Origin of the sequence: Kineosporia sp. A_224 (genome assembly GCF_002198655.1) — a bacterium.
In the GTDB taxonomy this organism is placed as follows: Bacteria; Actinomycetota; Actinomycetes; order Actinomycetales; family Kineosporiaceae; genus R-H-3.
In genome coordinates this window covers 15,256-33,588 of the sequence record NZ_MWLN01000088.1, presented here as the reverse complement: position 1 = coordinate 33,588, position 18,333 = coordinate 15,256, and the positions used below count along the sequence as shown (strand labels likewise).

Sequence of the window (18,333 nt, the reverse complement as noted above, 5' to 3'; positions counted from 1 at the left end):
CGGGCCCGGCTCGCCGGGCCCGAGCGCCTGCGCGGAGCGCGCGAGCAGCCGGGCGCCGGGTCCCGGCGGGCGTGCTGCTCGCGCTGCGCCGCTCCGGCCGCGGGGCCGGCGGTGGCCCCGCCGTCGTCACGGCCTTCGCCTTCGGTCTCGGGCTGCTGTTCTTCGGGATGACCACCTCGGCGGCCGTCGAGGCGGCCGCCGCGGACAAGGCGGCCGTCGTCGCCGGCACCGCGGCCCGGGCATGCCTCGACGGGTCATGGGTGCTCGACCCCGACGCCCCGGAGCGGCCCCGCGAGGGCCCGAACCTGCCCCGCCCGCAGAAGCCGCCGGTGACGACGCCGCCCGTGCCGGACGGCTCGACGATCGTGTGGCGCAGCCAGGGCCTGCTCACGACGACGGGCGACCTCCCGGCGCTGCTCGCCGTCGACCCGGTCGGCTTCGAGCGCGCCGCGCGCTGGGGCGGCTCGGCGGAGCTGGCCGCGGGCCGGGAGGGGCTGCACCTGCTCGCCCGGGAGCAGGCGGCCCGCCAGGAGACCCTCGACTTCGCCGGCGACACGGCAGCGGTCCCGATGCTGCTCGTCGGTCAGGCCCGGGCCAGGGTTGGCGACCGGGTCGTCGTCCAGGCGGGCAACCTCACCTTCCTCGCGGAGATCGTCGGTGCCGTCGCCGCGTTCCCGGGCCTCGCGCCGCGCGACACCATGGCGGTGATCCCGGCCGAGTCCCTCTTCACCGTCGTCGGGCTCGACGACCCCCGGCTGCGTGGGAACGTCGGCAGCCCGCCGATCGAGGTCTGGTCCCGGGACGGCGTCGCGGGCCTGCAGCGCATCCTCGACCCGGTCGGCGCGACGGCGCAGCGGGTCGTCACCGTCGAGCAGGCCGAGGCGACGCCGAGCCTGGTCGCCGCCCGCCGCACGTCCGGCTACCGGTTCCTGCTCGGGGTGCTCGCGGCCGCGATCGCCGTCGCCGTGCTCTGCGCGGGCGTCGACCGGACCCTCGTCCAGGGCCGCGCCGAGGACGTGCTGCTCGCCAGGGTCGGCCTGGGCCGGCTCGGCGTCGGCCGGGCCCGGGTCCTCGAGACGGCGGTGCTCGTCGCCGTCGGGGCCGTCCTCGCCGTCGTCGGGACGGCCGCCGCGGTGCTCGTCGCCCGCCGCTCCGTCGACCCGGACCCGCTGCTCGCGCCGCGGCTCACCGTCGCGCCGGACGCGCGGGCCGCGGCCGTCCTGCTCGTGGCCGCGGTCGCGTCCTGGCTCATGACGGTCGCCGTGATCGCTCGGCGCACGACGGCGGACGACGAGGCGGAGGTGATCCGTGACGCCCGCTGACCCGCCCGACCGGCCGCCGGGGCCCGTGCTCCGGGCCGCCCAGCTCGTCAAGGTGTACCCGTCGGCCACGGGGGAGACGCACGCCCTGCGCGGGGTGGACGTCGGCTTCGCCGCCGGCACGCTCTCGGTGCTCATGGGGCCGTCCGGCAGCGGCAAGTCCAGCCTGCTCTCGGTGCTCGCGCTCCAGGAGCGGCCCAGTGCCGGGGAGGTCTGGCTGCGCGGCGAGGACGTCACGACCGTCCGCGGGGCCAGGCTCCGCCGGCTGCGGGCCGGCACCCTGGCCTGGGTCGCCCAGCGGCCCACCCACACCCTCGTGCCGCACCTGGACGCCGACGAGCAGCTGCGGGCCGTCGCCCGCCGGCGCCGCCGCGCCGGCCTGGTGACCGGCCCGGGCTCGACGCCCGACGCACTGCTCGACGCGCTCGGGCTCACGGGCCGGCGCCGGGTCCGCGCCGACCGGCTCTCCGGCGGCGAGCAGCAGCGGCTCGCCGTCGCGACCGCGCTCGTCGGCGGGACCCGCGTCGTCGTGGCCGACGAGCCGACCGCCGAGCTCGACGACGCCTCCGCGGACGCGGTGCTCGCCGTCCTGCGCCGCCACGTCGACGCGGGCGCCTGCGTCGTCCTCGCCACCCACGACCCGCGCGTCGTCGACGGCGCGGACCGGGTGCTGCGGCTGCGGCACGGCGTCCTGTCGTCCGAACGCGACTCGGAGGGTCTCGTGACGGTGCCCATCGACCCCACGGGCCGGCTCCAGCTGCCGCGGGAGGCGCTCGGCCTGTTCCCGGACGGCCGTGCGGTCGTGGAGATCCGCGACGGCGCCGTGGTGCTCCGCGACGCCCCCGCACCGGAGGAGCCGTGAGCGCGGGGCCGGCCGGGGACGCCGTCGTCGAGGTCGTCGACGTCTCGCACCGCTACGGCCGGCTGCGCCCGGTCGAGGTGCTGCACGACGTCCGGATGACGGTGCGCCGCAACGAGTTCGTCGCGCTCGTCGGCCGTTCCGGGTCGGGCAAGTCGACCCTGTGCCACCTCGTCGCGGGCCTCGGCCGGCCGACGTCCGGGCAGATCCGGGTCGCGGGGGAGCCGGCGGCCGGGCGGCCGGACTGGGCCCGGCTGGCGCTCCTGCCGCAGCGGCCGGCCCTCGTGCCGGAGCTGAGCGTCGCGCAGAACGCGTTCCTCGCGACCCGCCTGCGGGACCGCGCCGACGACGAGGACCTGCTCGTGCTGCTCGGCATCGACGCCCTCGCCGGCCGGTCCACCGGCCAGGTCTCGCTCGGCGAGCAGCAGCGCGTCGGGATCGCCCGCGCGCTCGCCGTCCGGCCGCTCGTCGCCGTCCTCGACGAACCGACCGGTCACCAGGACGACGACAACGTCGACCGGGTGCTGGACACGTTGCGGCAGGCCGGTTCCCGGGGCACCGCGCTGCTCGTCGCGACGCACGACCCACGGGTCCTCGCGGCCGCCGACCGCGTCGTCCGGATGCGCGACGGCCGGGTCGTCGACGAGGACAGGCCCTAGGCTGCCGGGCGTGGGCACCCTGCCGCTCGAGAAGGCCGTCGACCTCACCCGGACCGGCGACGTGTGGCTCTTCCGCGGTCGCAGCAGCGCCGACCGGGCGATCCAGACCCTGACGAACGCCCCGGTCAACCACGTCGGGATGGCCGTCGTCCTCGACGACCTGCCCCCGCTCATGTGGCACGCCGAGCTCGGCCGCTCGCTCACCGACCTCTGGACCGGGACCAAGCAGCGCGGCGTGCAGCTCCACGACCTGCGCGACGCCGTCGTCGTGTGGTCGCGCAGGTACGGCCAGCGCGCCTGGCTGCGCCAGCTGAGCCCGGCGGTGACGACGGCCATGGAGGACGCCGTCCTGCAGTCGGTCGCCCGGCTCGACGGCACCCCGTTCCCGACGACCGCCCGGCTCGCCGGCCGCTGGTTCGGCGGCCGGCTGCCCACCCAGCGGCTGCGGACGCTGCCGATGCTCCGGGCCCGGGCGGACGGCGGCCCGCAGCAGCCGGTCGAGGGCCCCGACGCGCTGGACACCGTCTACTGCGCAGAGGTCGTCGCGCTGACGTACGAGGCGATGGGGCTCGTCGCGGGCGGGCACCGGCCGAGCTGGTACGACCCCGGCCGGTTCTGGAGCGGCGACGACCTCGACCTCACCGGCGGCCACGCGCTCGGCGGCGAGATCGCCGTGGACGTCCCCGCGGACGCCGTCCCCTCCGACCCCTCTGCCCTGGAGCGACGACGATGACCGACCCGAACCCCGTCGACCCGACCGCTGCGGACGCGCCCACCGGCTTCGTCGCCTCGCCCGGCGGCTACGCCGCGCTCGGCCCGGCGGCGGCGCTCGGGCACCTCGTCGAGCGGCAGGCGGCGTTCGCCGCCGTGCTGCGCGACGCAGACCTCGACGCACCCGTCCCGACGTGCCCGGGGTGGACCCTGACCCGGCTCGCCTGGCACCTGGGCACGGTCCATCGCTGGGCGGCCGGTGCCGTCGAGCAGGGCCGGCCGGTCGAGCTCGAGGAGTCCGGGCCGGCCGGCCGCGACGCCCTCGTCGACTGGTACGTCGAGGGGGCGGCCGGGCTCGTCGACCTGCTGCGCACCACCGACCCTGCTGCCGAGGTCTGGACCTTCGGCCCGAAGCCGCGGACCGCGCGCTTCTGGTCCCGCCGGCAGGCGCACGAGACCGCGATGCACGTCGAGGACGCCGCCCTCGCGGCGGGCGCGGCCCTGCCCCCGCTCGCACCCGACCTCGCCGTCGACGGTGTCGACGAGGTCGTCACGATGTTCGCGCCGCGCCAGGTGCGGCTGCAGCGGATCCCGCCGCTGACCCGCTCGCTGGCGCTCCTGCCGGCCGAGGCGGGCGGCACCCGGTGGGTCCTCGCCGGGGACGGCGCGACCCCGTCCGACGACCTCGCCGACGCCGAGGCCACCGTCCGCGGCCCCGCGGAGCAGCTCGTGCGCCTGCTCTGGCGCCGGGTCCCGCTCGACGCCCCCGGGATCACCCTCGAGGGCGACCCGGCGGCCGCGGCCGCCGTCCTCGGGGCCGGGTTGACGCCGTGACCCGTCACCGCGGTGCGGGTCACCCCAGGGCGTCGGCCGGGGTTCCGGTCTCGGCGTTCCAGATCGCCCATCCGGTCGTCACGAGCACGAGCACCGCGAGCAGGACGGCGGCGCCGGCGACCCCGCGCACCCACGCCGGCGACGTCCGGCGGACCCGCAGCACCGCGGCGACGCCGAGCGCGAGCCCGACGAGGGCGAACCCGACGACGATCGGGGAGTAGACCGAGCGGACCGACTGCGAGGGGTCCGACAGACCGGTGAGCGCCTCGGTCCGGAGCATGACGACGAACGGCGAGATGCTCGTCGTGAGGACGCCGGCGACCGTCGTGAGCAGCGCGGCCAGGCCGAGCGCCTCGGCACCGAACAGGGTGTCGAGCAGGAGCGCCGAGCGGCCCGGTGCCGGGGCACCGGCGTCGTCCGGGCCGCCCGCGCCGGGGTCGCCGCCGACCGCCGCGGGGCCGGACCCGTTGAGGTGGGCCGGGTCGTCGAGTGTCAGGGCCTCGACCGGGGCGTCCGCCCGGCGGTCGTCGTCCCGCCCGAAGAGCCCGCGCCGCGGGGGCGTCGGCAGACCGGCCTCGTCGTCGCCCAGGATCTCCACGGCTCACTGTAACTCCGGGCCCCGCGCCGGGCCCGGACAGCGACCTCCGAAGACTCCGACAGCCCCCGCCGGCGAGCGGCGGGGGCTGTCGGAAGCGTCAGCAGCGGCTGAGGCCGTGATCAGAGCGGGCGGACGTTCGCGGCCTGCGGGCCCTTCTGGCCCTGCTGGACGTCGAACTCCACGCGCTGGTTCTCCTCCAGCGTCCGGTAGCCGGTCGACTGGATCGCCGAGTAGTGGACGAAGACGTCGGCCGCGCCGCCGTCCGGGGTGATGAAGCCGAAGCCCTTCTCACCGTTGAACCACTTGACGGTGCCCTGTGCCATGTTTCTTTCCCTTGCTCTGTGATGTGGGGTGCGGTGCGGGCCCGACTCCGCTGCCGGTCCCGCGGCTGCCGCGGTCTCGCCGTCCCACGTCCAAGAGCTTCGTGCGGGTGGTCGGACCCAGAGGCCCTGCCCAGATGTGACTCTGCCCGGATGTGGAGAACGCCCGCGCTCGGTGCTCCGCGGGCGTTCATGAACGTACGGGGAACTGCTTTTGCAACCGGAAAAAACGCTATCACGCGTGCGTGCGCGAGCGGAATGCCCGCACTGGCGCAGTTCCGGGGGTGGCGAGCAGGGCCAGGACGACGAGCATCCCGGCCCCGAGGAGGGCCTCCGCGACGAGCACGGTGGTGTTCCGCGGGGACAGCGGCAGCCCGACCCGGCCGATGACCGGGAGGGAGCGCTCGCCCCCGACGCTCGCGAGCGCGTAGAAGATCGGCTCGCCGAGCAGCGGTGCGGTGACGACCAGCGCCGCGAGGGCCGCGGTGACGGCGCCGCGGGCCCGGGCCAGCAGGTGCCCGGCCGGCCCCATGACGAGCCCGACGAGGACCGCGATCGTCAGCCAGGGCGTGCCCCACGGCCGGCCGAGCGCGAAGGTGGCGAGCCAGCCCCGGTAGCCGTCGAGGACGACCTCCGCCGTCGACGCGTCCGGCACCCCGAGGCCGCTCCAGGCGCCGGGCCGCAGCGCGGACAGGCCCACCCCGAGGACGTCGTAGAAGCCGAGGACGAGCCCGGCGCCCGCGAGCGCGCCGGCCAGGGCCGCCGTCCCCGCCCGCCGCCACCGCCACGCGCCGGCGAGCGCAGGGACGACGAGATAGGGCGCCGCGAGGTTGCCGAGCCAGATGTCGTCGGGGTCGTGCGGGGAGGGGATGTGCGCCAGGGCGTAGCCGAGGACCCCGCAGACGAGCAGGACGATCGCGAGCCGGCCGGCGGTGCCGCGGCGCTGCGGGACGGTGGCCCCCGGGGGCCGGTAGCCGGTGGGGGCGAGGGCCTGCGTCGTCGTCATGGGCCGAGCGTGCGGGCCCGGTGTCGCGGTCACGTCCGGGCCGTGTCCCGGTTCTGTCACGGTCGTGCCACAGCCCCGGCACAGCGCACCCGTCCGGGCCCGGGCGGGGCCGCGGGCGCCGTCCCGGCGGGCATACTCGGCGGGTGCCCGTCGTACTGATCGTCGAGGACGACCCCGGGGTCCGGGAGGGGCTCGAGCTGGGGCTGACCCATCTCGGGCACCAGGTCCGGACCGCGCCGGACGGCGAGGCCGGGCTCGAGGCGGCCGCGCGGCACACGCCGCACGTCGTCGTCCTGGACGTCATGCTCCCCGGGATCGACGGGTTCGAGGTGTGCCGGCGGCTGCGCGCCGCGGGAAGCACCCCGGTCATCATGCTCACCGCCCGCGGGGACGACGTCGACGTCGTCGCCGGTCTCGAGGCGGGGGCCGACGACTACGTCACCAAGCCCGTCGTCCCCCGGGTGCTCGACGCGCGGATCAAGGCCGTGCTGCGCCGGGCCGCCCCGCAGCCGGTGGCGCGCACCGAGGCCGCCGGGCTCACGATCGACCGGGCCGCGCTCGTCGTCACGAAGCACGGCCGCACCGTGGACCTCACCCCGACCGAGCTGCGGCTGCTCCTCGCGCTCTCCGAGCGGCCCGGGCAGGTGCTGTCCCGCGAGCAGCTGCTCGGTGCGGTGTGGGACCACGACTACCTCGGCGACTCCCGGCTCGTCGACGCCTGCGTCCAGCGGCTGCGGGCGAAGATCGAGGACGTCCCGTCGGCGCCGCTGCTGCTCCACACCGTCCGCGGCTTCGGGTACAGGTTCGGCCCGGCGTGAGCGGTGCGCCGTGAGCGGCCCGCCGCTCTGGGAGCCGGCCCCGCCGGCCCGGGGCCTGCGCGGCCGGCTCGTCCTCGGGTTCGTCGGGGTCAGCGTCGTCACCGCGGTCGTCACGGGGGCGACGGCCGTCGTCGGCGCCCTCGTGCTGTTCGCCGTGGCCGGGCCGCAGTCCGCCGCGGCCGGCCGGCGGCTGCGGGACGCCACCGGCGTCGGGGAGCTCGGCGGCTCCGACCTCGTGTGGGTCCTCGTGCTGGCCGCGGTGCTGCTGCTCGCCGTGTCCGCGGGCACCGGGTGGCTCTTCGCCCGACGCGTCCTGCGGCCGGTGACCCGGCTCGCGGCGGCCGCCGAGCGGGTCACCCAGGGCGACCTCGACGTCCGGCTCGTGCCCGAGGGCGACGACGAGCTCGCCCGGCTCGCCACCCGGTTCAACACGATGACCGTCACGCTCGGGCACCGGGTCGACGAGCTCGGCCGGCTCGAGGCCCGCTCGCGGCGGTTCGCGGCGGACGTCTCCCACGAGCTGCGGACGCCGCTCGCCGCGATGACCGCCGTCACCGAGGTGCTCCGGGACGAGACGGACGGCATGACGCCCAAGGCGGCGCAGGCCTCCCGGATCGTCGTCACCGAGATCGAGCACCTCAACCGCCTCGTCCTCGACCTCATCGAGATCTCCCGGTTCGACGCGGGCACCGCCCGGCTCGACGTCGGGCCGGCCGACGTGGGGGAGGCGGTCCGGGCCTGCCTGGCCCGGCGCGGCTGGGCCGACGTCGTCGTCGACGTGCCGGCCGGGCTCGTCGTCCCGCTCGACCGGCGACGCTTCGACGTCGTCGTGGCGAACCTCGTGGGCAACGCCGTCCGCTACGGGGAGCCGCCGGTCGAGGTCCGGGCGGCGCTCGCGGGCGGTGCGCTCGTCCTCGACGTCGTCGACCGCGGGCCGGGGATCGCCCCCGACGCGCTCCCGCACGTCTTCGAGCGCTTCACCAAGGCCGACCCGGCGCGGTCGCGGTCCGAGGGCAGCGGTCTCGGCCTCGCGATCGCCCTGGAGAACGCCCGGCTGCACGGCGGCACCCTCACCGCCCGGAACCGCACGGGTGGCGGGGCCTGCTTCACGCTCACGCTCCCCACCGGAGGCTGAACCCCCCGTCGTCACTTGTCTGGGATACCAGACATGTTCCGCGTGGCGGTCGGTGACCGAGAACGGTCCCAGGGTGTGCCCTGGACCCATGACCCTCACCGACCTCGCCGCCGTCCCGCCCACGGGTGCGCACGGCGCCCCGGCGGCCGTCCACGTCGGGCCGGCCCCCCTCACCGTCGAGGACGTCGTGGCGGTCGCCCGGCACGGGGCGCCCGTCGTCCTCACGCCCGAGGCGCTGGACGCCGTCGCGGCGACCCGGCAGGCCGTCGAGGCGCTCGCCGCCCTCGACGAGCCGGTCTACGGCGTCTCCACCGGCTTCGGGGCGCTCGCCACCCTGCACATCCCCGGTGCGGCGCGCGAGCAGCTCCAGCGCAGCCTCGTCCGCTCGCACGCGGCGGGCACCGGCCCGGAGGTCGAGCGCGAGGTCGTCCGCGGCCTCATGCTCCTGCGGCTGCACACCCTCGCCACCGGGCGGACCGGCGTCCGGGCGGGGACGGCGCAGGCGTACGCGGCGATGCTCTCCGCGGGCATCACACCCGTCGTCCACGAGTACGGCTCGCTCGGCTGCTCGGGGGACCTGGCGCCGCTGTCGGCGGCCGCGCTCGCGCTCATCGGCGAGGGGCAGGTCCGGGACGCCACCGGCGCGCTCGTGCCCGCCGCCGACGCGCTCGCCGCGGCCGGGCTCGCGCCCGTGACGCTCGCTGCGAAGGAGGGGCTGGCGCTCATCAACGGCACCGACGGCATGCTCGGGATGCTCGCGCTCGCCCTGCACGACCTGCAGGGGCTGCTGCGGGTCGCGGACGTCGCCGCCGCGATGTCGGTCGAGGCGCTGCTGGGCACGGACCGCGCCTTCGCGGCCGACCTCATGACGCTGCGCCCGCACCCCGGCCAGGCCGACTCGGCGGCCAACCTGCGGGCCGTGCTCGCGTCGTCCGGGGTCGTCGCGAGCCACCAGACGCCGGACTGCACCCGCGTGCAGGACGCCTACTCGCTGCGCTGCGCACCGCAGGTCCACGGCGCCGCCCGGGACACCGTCGCGCACGCCCGCACGGTCGCCGACCGCGAGCTCGCGTCGGCGATCGACAACCCGGTCGTCACCCTCGACGGCCGGGTCGAGTCGAACGGCAACTTCCACGGGGCGCCCGTCGGGTACGCCCTGGACTTCCTCGCGATCGCCGTCGCCGACGTCGCGAGCATGAGCGAGCGGCGCACCGACCGCTTCCTCGACAAGAGCCGCAACCAGGGCCTGCCGCCGTTCCTCGCGCACGACGCGGGTGTCGACTCCGGCCTCATGATCGCCCAGTACACGGCCGCCGGGATCGTCTCCGAGCTCAAGCGGCTCGCCGCCCCGGCCTCGGTCGACTCGATCCCGTCGTCCGCCATGCAGGAGGACCACGTCTCGATGGGCTGGCACGCCGCCCGCAAGCTCCGCCGGGCCGTCGACGGGCTCGCCTCCGTGCTCGCCATCGAGCTGCTCACCGCCGCGCGGGCGCTCGAGATGCGCTGCACGGCAACGCTTCCGAACCTGCGCCCCGGTCCGGCCAGCGAGGCCGTCCGGGTGCTCCTGCGGGCCCACGGCGTGCAGGGCCCCGGCCCGGACCGGCACCTCGCGCCGGAGATCGCCGCCGCCACCGACCTCGTCCGCTCCGGCGCCGTCCTGGCCGCCGTCCAGACCGTCACGGGAGACCTGCGATGACCCAGACCCCTGTTCCTGCAACGGTTCCCGGCCCGCGGCCGGTCACGGCCCCGCGCGGCACGACCCTGTCCGCCCGCTCCTGGCAGACCGAGGCGCCGCTGCGGATGCTCATGAACAACCTCGACCCGGACGTCGCCGAGCGCCCCGACGACCTCGTCGTCTACGGCGGCACCGGCAAGGCCGCGCGGGACTGGGCGAGCTTCGACGCGATCTGCCGCACGCTGCGCGGGCTCGCGGACGACGAGACGCTCCTCGTGCAGTCCGGCCGGCCCGTCGGGGTCATGCGCACCCACGAGTGGGCGCCGCGGGTGCTCATCGCGAACTCCAACCTCGTCGGTGACTGGGCGACGTGGCCCGAGTTCCGTCGGCTGGAGCACCTCGGCCTGACGATGTACGGCCAGATGACCGCCGGGTCGTGGATCTACATCGGCACCCAGGGCATCCTCCAGGGCACCTACGAGACGTTCGCGGCCGTCGCGGCGAAGCGGTTCGGCGGGACGCTGGCCGGCACCGTCACCGTGACCGGCGGCTGCGGCGGCATGGGCGGCGCGCAGCCGCTCTCGGTCACCCTCAACGGCGGGGTCTGCCTCGTCGTCGACGTCGACGGGCACCGGCTGCGCCGCCGGGTCGAGACCCGCTACCTCGACGAGGTCGCCACAGGTGAGGGCGAAGCCGCCCTCGACGACGCGCTGCGCCGGGTGCTCGCGGCGAAGGCCGAGCGTCGGGCGCTGTCGGTCGGGCTCGTCGGCAACTGCGCGACGGTCCTGCCCGAGCTGCTGCGCCGCGGGGTCGAGGTCGACGTCGTCACCGACCAGACGAGCGCGCACGACCCGCTGTCCTACCTCCCCGAGGGGGTCGACCTCGGGGACTGGCACGACTACGCCGAGGCCAAGCCCGAGGAGTTCACCGACCGGGCCCGGGCGTCGATGGCGAAGCACGTCGAGGCGATGGTCGGCTTCCTGGACGCCGGTGCCGAGGTCTTCGACTACGGCAACTCGATCCGCGACGAGGCCCGCCAGGGCGGCTACGACCGGGCGTTCGCGTTCCCCGGCTTCGTGCCGGCCTACATCCGGCCGCTGTTCTGCGAGGGCAAGGGCCCGTTCCGCTGGGCGGCGCTGTCCGGCGACCCGAAGGACATCGCCCGCACCGACAAGGCCGTCCTCGACCTCTTCCCGGACGACGACCACCTGCACCGCTGGATCCGCGCCGCGCAGGACAAGGTCGCGTTCCAGGGCCTGCCCGCGCGGATCTGCTGGCTCGGCTACGGCGAGCGCGACAAGGCCGGCCTGGCCTTCAACGACCTCGTCGCCAGCGGAGAGGTGAGCGCCCCGATCGTCATCGGCCGCGACCACCTCGACTGCGGCTCGGTCGCCTCGCCGTACCGCGAGACCGAGTCGATGCTCGACGGCTCCGACGCGATCGCCGACTGGCCGCTGCTCAACGGGCTCGTCGCGGCGTCGTCCGGCGCGACCTGGGTCTCGATCCACCACGGCGGCGGCGTCGGGATCGGCCGGTCGATCCACGCCGGCCAGGTGTCGGTCGCGGACGGCACCCCGCTGGCTGCCCGCAAGCTCGAGCGGGTGCTGACGAACGACCCCGGCATGGGCGTCATCCGGCACGTCGACGCCGGCTACGACCGGGCCGTGGACGTCGCCGCGGAGCGGGGTGTGCGCACGCCGATGCGGGAGGGGTGAGGATGTCCGGCGTGGACATCACCGTGAACGGCACGTCGCCGCTGGACCCCGCGCTCGACGGGACGGCCGTCAACTCCCTTCTCGACGAGATCGCCGCCGTCGGCCGCGACCCGCAGACCGGCGGCTACCGGCGCTTCGCGTTCACCCGCGAGGACGTCGCGCTCGGCGAGTGGTTCGAGGACGCCTGCCGCGTCCGCGGTCTCGACGTGACGACGGACCGGTGCGGCAACCAGTGGGCGTGGTGGGGCGACCCGGACGTCGCGGTCGCCGCCGGCCGGCCCGGGATCGTCACCGGCAGCCACCTCGACTCGGTGCCGGACGGCGGCCCGATGGACGGCCCGCTCGGCACGGCGTCCGCGCTCGCCGCGCTCGACCTGCTGCGCGCGCAGGGGTTCACGCCGACCCGGCCGATCGGCCTCGTCCGCTTCGTCGACGAGGAGGGCGGCCGCTACGGGCTCGCCTGCTCCGGGTCGCGGCTGCTCACCGGGATCTCCCGGCCCGAGACCGTGCTCGGGCTCACGGACGCCGCCGGTTCCACGTACGCCGAGGGCCTGAGGGGCGTCGGTCTCGACCCGGCGGCCGTCGGACGGGACGACGAGACCCTGCGCCGGGTCGGGGTGTTCGTCGAGCTCCACGTCGAGCAGGGCCGCTGGCTCTCCCGCCCGGACGTCGACCGGCCGGTGGCCGCGGCGAGCCTCATCAAGGCGCACGGCCGCTGGCGGGTGGACCTGCTCGGCAAGGCCGACCACGCGGGCGCCACCCGGCTCGAGGACCGCGACGACCCGATGCTCGAGCTCGCGCGGTTCGTGCCCGCGGTCCGGGCGGCGGCCGCCGCCCAGGGCGCCGTGGGCACGGTCGGCAAGCTCGACGTCCGGCCCAACGCCGTCAACGCGATCCCGTCCCGGGTCACCGCGTGGCTGGACTGCCGGGCGGACACCGAGGAGCAGGTGCACGCCGTCCTCGCCGACCTCGCCGGTCAGGGCTTCGGCATCATCGAGGAGTCGTGGTCGCCCGCGACGCTGCTCGACCCGGCGCTCGGGGACCGGGTCGCCGCCGCGGCCGGGCGGGCCGTCGGCCGGGACGCCGCGGCCCCGCCGGTGCCGGTCATCCCGACCGGGGCCGGGCACGACGCCGGGGTGCTCTCGCAGCACGGGGTCGCCGCCGCGATGCTCTTCGTCCGGAACCCCACGGGCACCTCGCACGCCCCGGACGAGTTCGCCGAGCCCGACGACCGGGCGACCGGTGTCCGGGCGCTGGCCGCCGTCCTCGCGGACCTGTGCGGCTGAGCGCGGCCGTCGTGCCCGTCCCTGCGGCCGGGAACCGATCGGCCCACGGCGTCGCGGGCCGCCCCCGATGTGCGGGAGGATCGCCGTCGTGACCAGGTCGTGGTGGTGCGAGCACGCGTGGCTGCCGACCGGTCCGGCGTCCGGGGTGCGGGTCGAGGCGGACGCCGCCGGGCGGGTCAGCGCCGTGACCGCCGGCGTCCGGCCGGTCGAGGGCGACGTCCGGCTCGAGGGTCTCGTCCTGCCCGGCTTCGCGAACGCGCACTCGCACGCGTTCCACCGGGCCCTGCGCGGCCGGACGAACCTCGACGGCGGCACGTTCTGGACGTGGCGCGACCGGATGTACACCCTCGCCGACCGCCTCGACCCGGACTCCTACCGCGAGCTCGCGACCGCCGTGTACGGCGAGATGGCGCTCGCCGGGATCACCTGCGTCGGCGAGTTCCACTACCTGCACCACGGGCCGGGCGGGGCCCGCTACGGCGACCCGAACGCGATGGGCGAGGCCCTGCGGGACGCCGCGCACGCTGCGGGCATCCGGCTCACCCTGCTCGACACGTGCTACCTCACCGGCGGCATCGACGTGCCGCTCGAGGGCGTCCAGCGCCGGTTCGACGACGGGGACGCCGAGGGCTGGGCCGACCGGGTCAGCATGATGAAGGACGACGAGCGGTTCCGGGTCGCGGCCGCCGTGCACTCGGTGCGCGCCGTCCCCGCCGACCAGCTCGACATCGTCGTGGAGGCGGCCCAGGACGACGACGGCCCGCGCCCGCTCCACGTGCACCTGTCCGAGCAGCCCGCCGAGAACGAGGCGTGCCTGCAGGTCTACGGCTGCACGCCGACCGCGCTGCTCGCCGAGCACGGCGTCCTCGGGTCGGCGACGACCGCCGTCCACGCGACGCACCTCACCGACGCCGACATCACGATGCTCGGCGACTCGACGACGACGGTGTGCGTCTGCCCGACGACCGAGCGGGACCTCGCCGACGGCATCGGCCCGGCCCGCGCGCTGCGCGACGCCGGGTCACCGCTCGCGCTCGGCTCCGACCAGCACGTCGTCGTCGACATGCTCGCCGAGAGCCGCGGCCTGGAGATGCACGAGCGGCTGCGCTCGGGGCACCGCGGCCGGTTCACCGTCGGCGAGCTCGTCGACGCGCTCGCCCCGGCCGGCCACGCGGCGCTCGGCTGGAACGACGCCGGGAAGATCGAGGTCGGCGCCCTCTGCGACCTCGTCGCACTGCGGCTGGACTCGCTGCGCACCGCGGGCGCGCTGCCGTCCCAGGCACCGCTCGTCGCCGCCGGCGGCGACGTGCACGCCGTCGTCGCCTCGGGCCGCACCGTCGTCGCCGACGGCCGGCACGTGCGGCTCGAGCCGGACGGCGAGCGGTCCATCGCGCGGCTGCTCGCGGCCGCGGTCAACCGGGCCTGGGGCGACCACTGACCTGAGGTCCGGGGGCGGGCCTCAGGCCGGCAGCAGGTTCACCGCGTGGGCGCCCGTCGCCCACAGGTGCTGGACGGCGTAGGCGCGGTACGGCCGCCAGGCCTCGGCGCGGGCCGTGAGCGCGCCGGGGGTCGAGGGAAGGCGAAGACCCTTCGCCGCGACGGCGACGCCGAGGTCGCCGGGCAGGAAGGCGTCCGGGTCGCCGAGAGCCCGCATCGCCACCGACTCGACCGTCCACGGGCCGATGCCCGGGAGGTCGGCGAAGGCGTCGAGCCCCGCCCGGCAGCCGCCCTGGCCGCCGAGCCGGACCTGCCCCGACGCGAGCGCCGCGACGAGGCCGACGAGGGTGCGGCGGCGGGTCCCCGGCAGGGCCAGCGCCTCCTCGTCGAGCGTCGCGAGCGCGGCAGGGGTAGGGAAGAGGTGGGTCAGGCCGCCGTCCGGGTCGGTGACGGGCTCGCCGTGGGCGACGACGAGCCGGCCGGCGTGGGTGCGGGCGGCGGCCGTGGAGACCTGCTGGCCGAGGACGGCGCGCACCGCGAACTCGGCCGCGTCCGGGCAGCCGGGCACGCGCCGCCCGGGCGCCGCGGCGACGAGCGGCGCGAGCACCGGGTCCTTGCGCAGGTGCCCGTCGACGACGGCGGGGTCGGCGTCCAGGTCGAGGATCCGGCGGCAGTGCGCGACCGCAGCCGCCTCGTCGCGCGGGTCGGTGAGGTGCAGGGTCGCCGCGACATGCGTGGCGCCGTCCGCCGGCAGCGGCAGCGTGACGACCGCGGCGCCGCCCGGCAGCCGCAGGGTGCGCCGGTACGCGCCGTCCCGCCACTCCTCGACGCCGGGCACCGCCGTCGCGGCGAGGTGCCCGTAGAGGTTGTCCGGGAAGAGCGGTGGCCGGAAGGACAGGTCGACGCGGACGGTCTGCACGGCTCCAGCATCGCCGAGAGCCCCGACAGGCCGGGCGGCCGCCCGGGTCGTGGGACGCCACGGCCGCGTGGGGCCGGACGGGGGATATCGGAAGGCGACTGTACCGTCCGGACGGTACAGTACTCGGCATGGCCACCGCCGGCACCACCGTGAGCACCCGCGACCGCATCCTCGAGGCCGCGGAGGACGTCGTCCTCACCGACGGCGTCTCCTGCCTCACCCTCGAGAAGGCCGCCGCGCGCGCCGGCATGAGCAAGGGCGGCGTGCTCTACCACTTCCGCACGAAGGACGCCCTCGTCGAGGCCATGGTCGAGCGGCTCACCGGCCGGTTCGAGGAGGGCATCCGGGCGCACCGCGACCTGCGGCCCGAGCCCGGCGAGTTCGCCCGCGCGTACGTCGAGGAGTGCCTCGCCGAGCCCGTCACCGACGACGACCTGCGCACCGAGCGGGTGGGCTCCGCCCTCATCGCCGCGATCGCCAGCCAGCCCGAGCTGCTCGGGACGCTCCGCGAGGCCTTCGCCGGCTGGCAGCACGAGATCGAGACCGACTCGGTCGACCCCGTCGCGGCGACGATCGCCCGGTTCGCCGCCGACGGCCTGTGGTTGTGCGAGCTCTTCGGCATCGACGCCCTGAGCCCGCAGATGCGTTCCGCGGTCCGGACCGGACTGCTCGAGATGGTGAAGTGAGATGAGCTCCCAGACCTCCGCCCCCGTGGCGTCGTCGCCGAAGGCCGTCGTCGCGGCCCTCGCCACGGCGAGCTTCCTGCAGTGGACCGGCGCCGCCGCCGTCCTGCCCCTGCTCCCGCTGTTCCTCAAGGACCGCGGCAGCTCCGAGGGCCTCATCGGCGCCGTCATGGCCGCGTACTTCGTCGGCGCGTTCGTCGCGCAGTACCTCGCCGGCCGCCTCAGCGACCGGATCGGGCACCGCACCGTGCTCCTCGTCGGGCTCGTCGGCTACGCCGTCGCGAGCTTCGGCTTCCTCCTCGACGTGAGCGGCCCCGGCTACCTCGTGCTGCGGGGCCTGCAGGGCGCGTTCGCCGGCGGCGCCCAGGTCGCGATGCTCGCGCTCGTCGCCCGCTCGGTCCGCGCGGACCTGCGCGGCCGGGCCTTCGCCGCCGTCTACGGCGGTGAGCTCGCCGGCGTCGCGATCGGCCCGATCCTCGGCACGCTGGTCGGCCTGCGGAACATGGCCGAGCTGTTCGTCGTCTCCTCGCTCGGGGCGCTGCTCGCGGGCGTCCCGGTGCTCCTCGCCCGGCTGCGGCCGACCGGTGCCGCCGAGGCGGCGGACGCCGCGGCCGCCCGCCTGGACTGGACCGGCCGGCGCGGGCGCGTCCTCGTCGGGGTGCTCGTCGCGGCCGTCGTCGGCGGCGTCCTCACCGGCGTGTACGACGCGACATGGACCCTTCTGCTCGACCACCGCGGCGCCGTCGAGTGGCAGATCGGCCTGTCCTGGACGCTCTGGGCGATCCCGTTCGTGGTCGTCACCCCGCTCGCGGGCTGGCTCGCCGACCACCGGGACCGGCGGGTGCTCGTCATCGGCGCGATCGGTTCGTCGATCGTCTTCGCGGTGATCTACCCGTTCATCTCGTCGCTGCCCTGGCTCATCGGCCTCGGGGCGCTGGAGTCGGTCGGTGTCGCGATGGCGATGCCGGCGGCCCAGTCCCTGCTCGCGGAGGCCGCCCCGGATGCCGGTGCCGGCCGGGCCATGGGCCTGTTCGCGAGCATCCAGACCGCAGCGATCGCGGCGTCGGCGGCCGTCTCCGGCGGGCTGTTCGCGATCGCGCCGTGGGTACCGTTCGTCGCCGTCGCCGTCGTGTCCGCGCTGCTCACGGCGTCCCTGCCGGTGGTGTGGCGCGGCGTGCAGGGCCGGGTGTCGCGGCCGGTCGCGGCGGGCCCGGACGACGTCACCGCGGACCGCCGGCCGGTCGCGGTCCTCGCGGATGAGAGGCTGGCCGGGTGATCGAACTCGGGCTGTACACCTTCGCGGACGTCGACCCCGCGGGCGGCCGTGCCGCGCACGCGCAGCGGATGACGGACCTCGTCGAGGAGATCGTGCTCGCCGACGAGGTCGGGCTCGACGTCTTCGGCCTCGGCGAGCACCACCGCGCCGACTACCTCGCGTCCGCACCCGTCGTGGCGCTCGCCGCCGGTGCGGCCCGGACGTCGCGGATCCGGCTGCAGACGGCGGTCACGGTGCTCTCCAGCGAGGACCCGGTCCGGGTCTGGCAGCAGTTCGCGACGCTGGACCTCGTCTCCGGCGGGCGGGCCGAGATCATGGCCGGGCGCGGCTCGTTCGTCGAGTCGTTCCCGCTGTTCGGGTACGACCTCGGCGACTACGACGAGCTGTTCACCGAGAAGCTCGACCTGCTCCTCGACCTGCGTGACGCCGCCGCAGCCGCCGGCACGGGTGCGGCGCCGTCCGACGGCGGCCCGGCGCCGGTCACCTGGCAGGGCCGGCACCGGGCAGCCCTTGCGGGCCAACGGATCTGGCCGCTGCCGGTGCAGACCGAGCTGCCGGTGTGGATCGCCGTCGGCGGGACGCCGCAGTCCGTGGTCCGGGCCGGCGCGCTCGGCCTGCCGATGATGCTCGCGATCATCGGGGGCGAGCCCGAGCGGTTCGCGCCGTTCGCCGAGCTGCACCGCGAGGCCGCCCGCCGCAGCGACCACGACCCGCTGCCGCTCGGGGTCGGGATGCACGGCCTCGTCGCGGACACCTCGCAGGCCGCCGCCGACACGTTCTGGGGCCCGTACTCGACGACGATGGGCCGGATCGGGCGCGAGCGCGGTTTCGCCCCGATGAGCCGCGAGGCCTACGAGGAGGGCCGGACGCTGCGCGGACACCTGCTCGTCGGCAGCCCGGACGAGGTCGTCGAGAAGCTGCTGCGCCTTCACGAGATCTTCGGGATGACCCGGTTCAACCTGCAGACGGCGCTCGGGACGATGCCGCACGCGGCCGTGCTGCGCTCGATCGAGCTGTTCGGCACCAAGGTCGCGCCCGTCGTCCGCGAGGAGATCGCTCGGCGCAGCGCCTGACCGGCGCCGT

General features: G+C 76.4%; 17 protein-coding genes and 1 pseudogene. 14 read left to right on the top strand and 4 right to left on the bottom strand.

The annotated features are described in order from the left end of the window. The 5 genes from EDJALFJO_RS34085 to EDJALFJO_RS07120 form a co-directional block, all read left to right on the top strand. On the top strand, positions 1 to 1,322 hold a 1,322-nt coding region (locus tag EDJALFJO_RS34085), incomplete at its 5' end, for a hypothetical protein (RefSeq protein WP_233149729.1). Beyond that, positions 1,309 to 2,181 (top strand): ATP-binding cassette domain-containing protein, encoded by an 873-nt coding sequence (locus EDJALFJO_RS07135; RefSeq protein ID WP_088283622.1) that lies wholly within the window; start codon positions 1,309 to 1,311, stop codon positions 2,179 to 2,181. The genes EDJALFJO_RS34085 and EDJALFJO_RS07135, both read left to right, overlap by 14 nt. Beyond that, positions 2,178 to 2,837 carry an ABC transporter ATP-binding protein gene (locus EDJALFJO_RS07130; protein WP_088283620.1) on the top strand — a complete coding sequence of 220 codons (660 nt, stop codon included), beginning with the start codon at positions 2,178 to 2,180 and terminating at the stop codon, positions 2,835 to 2,837. The genes EDJALFJO_RS07135 and EDJALFJO_RS07130 overlap by 4 nt, the downstream gene beginning before the upstream one ends. A 10-nt stretch (positions 2,838 to 2,847) precedes the next feature. Then, complete coding sequence (locus EDJALFJO_RS07125; RefSeq protein ID WP_198950081.1) at positions 2,848 to 3,570, top strand: hypothetical protein; 723 nt, start codon at positions 2,848 to 2,850, stop codon at positions 3,568 to 3,570. Then, positions 3,567 to 4,382 (top strand): maleylpyruvate isomerase family mycothiol-dependent enzyme, encoded by an 816-nt coding sequence (locus tag EDJALFJO_RS07120; RefSeq protein WP_088283616.1) that lies wholly within the window; start codon positions 3,567 to 3,569, stop codon positions 4,380 to 4,382. The genes EDJALFJO_RS07125 and EDJALFJO_RS07120 overlap by 4 nt, the downstream gene beginning before the upstream one ends. Positions 4,383 to 4,401: 19 nt before the next feature. Here the strand turns inward: EDJALFJO_RS07120 and EDJALFJO_RS07115 are convergent, their stop codons facing one another. From EDJALFJO_RS07115 to EDJALFJO_RS07105, 3 genes are all read right to left on the bottom strand, one after another. Continuing rightward, complete coding sequence (locus EDJALFJO_RS07115; RefSeq protein WP_088283614.1) at positions 4,402 to 4,980, bottom strand: hypothetical protein; 579 nt, start codon at positions 4,978 to 4,980, stop codon at positions 4,402 to 4,404. A gap of 119 nt (positions 4,981 to 5,099) precedes the next feature. After that, the gene (locus tag EDJALFJO_RS07110; RefSeq protein WP_088283612.1) at positions 5,100 to 5,303 is read right to left on the bottom strand and encodes a cold-shock protein; all 204 of its coding nucleotides are present in this window, start codon (positions 5,301 to 5,303) and stop codon (positions 5,100 to 5,102) included. Positions 5,304 to 5,535: 232 nt separating this feature from the next. Next, positions 5,536 to 6,306, bottom strand: a complete 771-nt coding sequence (locus tag EDJALFJO_RS07105; protein ID WP_088283610.1) for a hypothetical protein — start codon at positions 6,304 to 6,306, stop codon at positions 5,536 to 5,538. 143 nt (positions 6,307 to 6,449) lie between these two features. Here EDJALFJO_RS07105 and EDJALFJO_RS07100 point away from each other — a divergent pair, with 143 nt between their 5' ends. The 6 genes from EDJALFJO_RS07100 (at position 6,450) to EDJALFJO_RS07075 (ending at position 14,373) form a co-directional block, all read left to right on the top strand. Beyond that, positions 6,450 to 7,124, top strand: coding sequence for a response regulator transcription factor (locus EDJALFJO_RS07100; protein WP_088283608.1), 675 nt, complete (start codon positions 6,450 to 6,452; stop codon positions 7,122 to 7,124). 10 nt (positions 7,125 to 7,134) lie between these two features. Next, positions 7,135 to 8,259 carry a HAMP domain-containing sensor histidine kinase gene (locus tag EDJALFJO_RS07095; protein WP_088283607.1) on the top strand — a complete coding sequence of 375 codons (1,125 nt, stop codon included), beginning with the start codon at positions 7,135 to 7,137 and terminating at the stop codon, positions 8,257 to 8,259. An 88-nt stretch (positions 8,260 to 8,347) separates the two neighbouring features. Then, positions 8,348 to 9,955, top strand: coding sequence for a histidine ammonia-lyase (hutH, locus tag EDJALFJO_RS07090; protein WP_088283605.1), 1,608 nt, complete (start codon positions 8,348 to 8,350; stop codon positions 9,953 to 9,955). Further along, a complete protein-coding gene (hutU, locus tag EDJALFJO_RS07085; protein WP_088283603.1) occupies positions 9,952 to 11,649 on the top strand; it encodes a urocanate hydratase in 1,698 nt (565 codons plus the stop codon). The genes hutH and hutU overlap by 4 nt, the downstream gene beginning before the upstream one ends. Before the next feature lie 2 nt (positions 11,650 to 11,651). Continuing rightward, positions 11,652 to 12,935 carry an allantoate amidohydrolase gene (locus tag EDJALFJO_RS07080; RefSeq protein WP_088283601.1) on the top strand — a complete coding sequence of 428 codons (1,284 nt, stop codon included), beginning with the start codon at positions 11,652 to 11,654 and terminating at the stop codon, positions 12,933 to 12,935. An 88-nt stretch (positions 12,936 to 13,023) separates the two neighbouring features. Next, positions 13,024 to 14,373 carry a formimidoylglutamate deiminase gene (locus EDJALFJO_RS07075; protein WP_233149727.1) on the top strand — a complete coding sequence of 450 codons (1,350 nt, stop codon included), beginning with the start codon at positions 13,024 to 13,026 and terminating at the stop codon, positions 14,371 to 14,373. Between the two features lie 21 nt (positions 14,374 to 14,394). On the opposite strand, the pseudogene EDJALFJO_RS07070 reads toward EDJALFJO_RS07075, so the two are convergent. Next, positions 14,395 to 15,336: pseudogene (locus tag EDJALFJO_RS07070) on the bottom strand (DNA-3-methyladenine glycosylase); the annotation flags it as partial. Between the two features lie 83 nt (positions 15,337 to 15,419). Between EDJALFJO_RS07070 and EDJALFJO_RS07065 the strand changes: the two are divergent. From EDJALFJO_RS07065 to EDJALFJO_RS07055, 3 genes are read left to right on the top strand one after another with little or no spacing between them, the layout of a single operon-like run. Further along, positions 15,420 to 15,977: a TetR/AcrR family transcriptional regulator gene (locus tag EDJALFJO_RS07065; RefSeq protein WP_088283595.1), complete on the top strand. Its 558-nt coding sequence runs from the start codon at positions 15,420 to 15,422 to the stop codon at positions 15,975 to 15,977. Position 15,978: 1 nt separating this feature from the next. Further along, on the top strand, positions 15,979 to 17,250 hold the full coding sequence (locus tag EDJALFJO_RS07060) for an MFS transporter (protein ID WP_088283592.1): 1,272 nt from the start codon (positions 15,979 to 15,981) through the stop codon (positions 17,248 to 17,250). Then, complete coding sequence (locus EDJALFJO_RS07055; RefSeq protein ID WP_088283626.1) at positions 17,250 to 18,323, top strand: Atu2307/SP_0267 family LLM class monooxygenase; 1,074 nt, start codon at positions 17,250 to 17,252, stop codon at positions 18,321 to 18,323. Before EDJALFJO_RS07060 ends, EDJALFJO_RS07055 begins: the two co-directional genes overlap by 1 nt. Positions 18,324 to 18,333 lie beyond the last annotated feature (10 nt).